This is a genomic window from Microvirga sp. P4_G7, from assembly GCF_056401005.1.
The window spans coordinates 1-3,623 of sequence record NZ_JBFUKD010000380.1 but is presented as its reverse complement, the minus strand read 5'-3'; the positions used below and the strand labels follow the sequence as shown (position 1 = coordinate 3,623).

At 61.4% G+C, this 3,623-nt stretch carries 4 protein-coding genes; 1 reads left to right on the top strand and 3 read right to left on the bottom strand.

Going from position 1 to position 3,623, the window contains the following annotated elements; all coding sequences use genetic code 11:
- Window positions 1-269: 269 nt before the first annotated feature.
- Window positions 270-959 (bottom strand): RadC family protein, encoded by a 690-nt coding sequence (gene radC, locus AC1DT3_RS14985; protein ID WP_477466042.1) that lies wholly within the window; start codon window positions 957-959, stop codon window positions 270-272.
- Window positions 956-1,786 carry a type I methionyl aminopeptidase gene (gene map, locus AC1DT3_RS14980; RefSeq protein WP_477466041.1) on the bottom strand — a complete coding sequence of 277 codons (831 nt, stop codon included), beginning with the start codon at window positions 1,784-1,786 and terminating at the stop codon, window positions 956-958. The genes radC and map overlap by 4 nt, the downstream gene beginning before the upstream one ends.
- A 142-nt stretch (window positions 1,787-1,928) precedes the next feature.
- Here map and AC1DT3_RS14975 point away from each other — a divergent pair, with 142 nt between their 5' ends.
- Entirely contained in the window at window positions 1,929-2,753 is an 825-nt protein-coding gene (locus tag AC1DT3_RS14975; protein ID WP_477466040.1) for an FkbM family methyltransferase, read from the top strand.
- 11 nt (window positions 2,754-2,764) lie between these two features.
- On the opposite strand, the gene sfsA is transcribed toward AC1DT3_RS14975, so the two are convergent.
- Window positions 2,765-3,484, bottom strand: a complete 720-nt coding sequence (sfsA, locus tag AC1DT3_RS14970; protein ID WP_477466039.1) for a DNA/RNA nuclease SfsA — start codon at window positions 3,482-3,484, stop codon at window positions 2,765-2,767.
- Between the last annotated feature and the right edge of the window lie 139 nt (window positions 3,485-3,623).

Genomic DNA, 3,623 nt, shown 5'->3' with positions numbered 1-3,623 from the left:
GGGATCATTTGAGACAACGCGCGTCAGAGTATGAATCGGCGCTTTGATATGCATCGCGTCAGCGGGTTTCTTTTTGCGCCAACCAAATTCAAGCGGAGACACCGCCAACGCTTTATTTTCGCTATCTATCTTCAAAGTCTTTAATGTACGGCGTTCGTTCAGCCGACCGTAGAATCCGTCGGCGCGCGTTACGTATTTTTCAATCAGGAAAACGGAACCATGAGCGTCAGGGCGTCGGCCCCCACGCGCGATGACGCGTTACCGACGCCTCAAATCAACTGCAGTCCCTTCAGGCTCGCATGGCCCTCGCGCCCGACGATGATGTGGTCGTGGACCATGATGCCGAGGGGTTTGGCCACCTCGATGATCTCACGGGTCATCTTGATGTCGGCCTGCGACGGGGTCGGGTCGCCGGAGGGATGGTTGTGGACGAGGATGAGCGCAGAGGCCGACAGTTCGAGCGCGCGCTTCACCACCTCGCGGGGATAGACGGGCGTGTGATCGATGGTTCCTGATTGCTGCACTTCGTCCGCAATCAACGCGTTGCGCTTGTCGAGGAACAGGAGCCGGAACTGTTCCTTGTCCATGAACGYCATCGCCGTTCGGCAGTAATCGATGACCGTGGCCCACGACGACAGCACCGGCCGTTTCGAGACTTCGCCCCGCGCCAGGCGTCGAGCGGCCGCTTCCATGATTTTGAGATCGATGACGATGCTTTCGCCGATCCCTTCGACCTCGAGAAGGCGGGTCGGAGAGGCGGCCAGCACCTCGGCGAAAGTGCCGAAGCGCTTGAGCAATTCTTTGGCGATGGGCTTCACGTCGCGCCGCGGGATCGAGCGGAACAGCACCAGCTCGAGCAATTCGTAATCGGGGAGGGCTTCGCCACCTGCTTCCATGAAACGGGCGCGCAGCCTGTCCCGGTGCCCGTGGTAATGCGGCGTTTCGTCCCTGTCGCTCATGCGGTCGGGGCGTAGGGGGGCTGGTCGTAGCCTTTCGGCGACAGGGTGAAGATCTCGACGCCTGTCTCGGTGACCCCGACGGTGTGTTCGAATTGCGCGGACAGCGAGCGGTCGCGGGTCACCGCGGTCCAGCCGTCGGAGAGAACCTTCACCTGCGAACGGCCGAGATTGATCATCGGCTCGACTGTGAAGAACATGCCGGCTTTCAGCTCTACGTTGTAGGACGGCTCGACGTAGTGGAGGATCGTCGGTGCATCGTGGAACACGCGGCCGAGGCCGTGGCCGCAGAAATCACGCACCACCGAGCAGCGCTCCCCTTCGGCAAAGGTTTGGATGGCGGCGCCGATGTCGTTGGTCGTCGCGCCGGGCTTGATGACCGCGATGCCGCGCATCAGGCACTCGTAGGTGATCTCGCAAAGCCGCTGCGCCCTGCGCGGCACGTCGCCGACGTAGTACATGCGGCTCGAATCCCCGTGCCAGCCGTCGAGGATCAGGGTGACGTCGATGTTGACGATGTCGCCGCTTCGCAGAGGCTTGTCGTTGGGTATCCCGTGGCAGACCACGTGGTTGATCGAGGTGCAGATCGTCTTGTTGTATCCGCGATAATAGAGACAGGCCGGATAGGCGCCGTTGTCCATCGCGAAATCGAAAATGAGCTTATCCAGGAACTCGGTCGTAACGCCGGGCCTGACGTGTTCGACGAGCAGATCGAGCCCTTCGGCCGCCAGCCGGCCAGCTTTTCGCATGCCCTCGAACGCCTCGGGTCCGTGGATGGGAATGGCGGGGGTGCGAACGCGCCCGGCGGAAACGGTTTCAAGCTCAGTCATAAGGGGTCCTGTTCAAGGCAGAATGTAAGCATTGTGGCGCATCGCGCAAGCAACCGCAGCGTCGCCTCGCTTGCGATTATGGCGCGAGAATGCCAAGAGCACTTCCCTTGAGCCCATTTCATATCCCTGGTTCCTTGTGAAGATGTCCGATTCCCGGCCTTTTGGCGCCTACACCCCCACCGGCCTCGTGCAGTGGCTCCTCTCGCGGACGCGCGCGATGCCGGAAAGCTGGGCGGGTCGGCGTATGGCGTATCTGCTACGTCACGTGGCGATCCGGCTCCTGAAGGGCGCCCCGCTCGACGTCAAGTCGCTTGGGGCGAACATGAGAATTTACCCCTACAACAACGTGTGCGAAAAGCGCATCCTGTTCACGCCGCAATACTTCGATCCGCAGGAGCGGGCGGTCTTGGAGGACCGCATCAAGGACGGCTTCACATTCGTCGATATCGGAGCGAATGTCGGCGGCTATACGCTTTTCGTGGCCGCGCGAGCGGGGGGATCCGGCCGGATCCTGGCCGTCGAGCCGCAGCCGGACATCTTCGATCGCCTGACCTACAACATCAGCCAGAACCCGTTCGGAAACGTGAAGGCCATTGCCTGCGCGGTGGCGGACAAAGCCGGTGAGCTGACCCTGTTCCTCGATCCTCGCAACAAGGGCGAATCGAGCGTCAAGATCGTCGGGCCGAGCCAGGCCGACGCAATCCGCGTGCCCTCGATCCCGCTGCTCGACCTGATCCGTCAGGAAGGCTTCACTCATGTCGATGCCATCAAGCTCGATGTGGAGGGAGCCGAGGATCTGATCCTCGACCCCTTCCTGCGCGATGCGCCGGATGCCCTCCTGCCCAAGCTTMTCCTGATGGAGAACGGCCGCGGCCAGTGGCAGGTGGATCTCCGTTCCAGACTGGAAGAGCGTGGTTATCGGCTGATGCTGGAAACCCGAATGAATCTCGGATTCGAGCGGACCTGACGGAGAACTGATTATCTCGGCGTCACGATCTCGACCGGATGATCGATGACGATTTCCGAGGGCGTGATCTTGCAGACATAGGCATAGGATTCGACACCGGCCGCCAGCGCATGGCGAAAGGCCTTGTCGTAAGCAGGATCGATGTCGCGCGCGACGTCGAAGCGTTCCGCTCTCATCTGGATCACGTAGACGAGGGCGGCGCGGGCGCCGGCGGCGACCATGTCGGTCAGTTCATAGAGGTGCTTCGCGCTGCGGGCCGCGATGCAATCGGGAAACTCTGCAAATCCCTCTTCCCGCATGAGATGGCAGTTCTTGACCTCGAGGTAACACGGCGGCTCGCCTTCCTTTTCGAGCAGGAAATCGATGCGGCTGTTACGTCCGTATTTGACCTCCGGACGAATACGGTCGTATCCGGCGAAGGGTGCGAGACGCCCGCCGCGCAACGCTTCCGCGACGAGGGCGTTGGGGCGTGAGGTGTTGATGCCGATGAGCTGCTCGGCTCCGCCGCCGGCGGCGATCTCCACAAATTCCCAGTTGTACTGAAGCTTCCGCTTCGGATTGGTGGCGCGCGACAGAAGAACCCGGCTGCCCGGGGCCTTCAGGCCGAGCATCGCGCCGGGATTGGCGCAATGGGCGGTGATGCGTTCCCCGGTGGCGAGGTCGATATCGGCCAGGAAGCGCTTGTAACGCTCGATGAGGCGCCCCTCGAGCAATGGTTCGTTGAAAAGCATAGGGTGTCATAGAGCGGAGCCGGTCGAAGGGGAATTCGGTTTTTTCAGCTGAATTCGTGTGTCAGAGGGGAAATTCGTGCGTCAGCGGGGGAGAAGCCGGTTCTTCGACGCAAGGCTTGCTTGAGGAACAGCCTTGCAG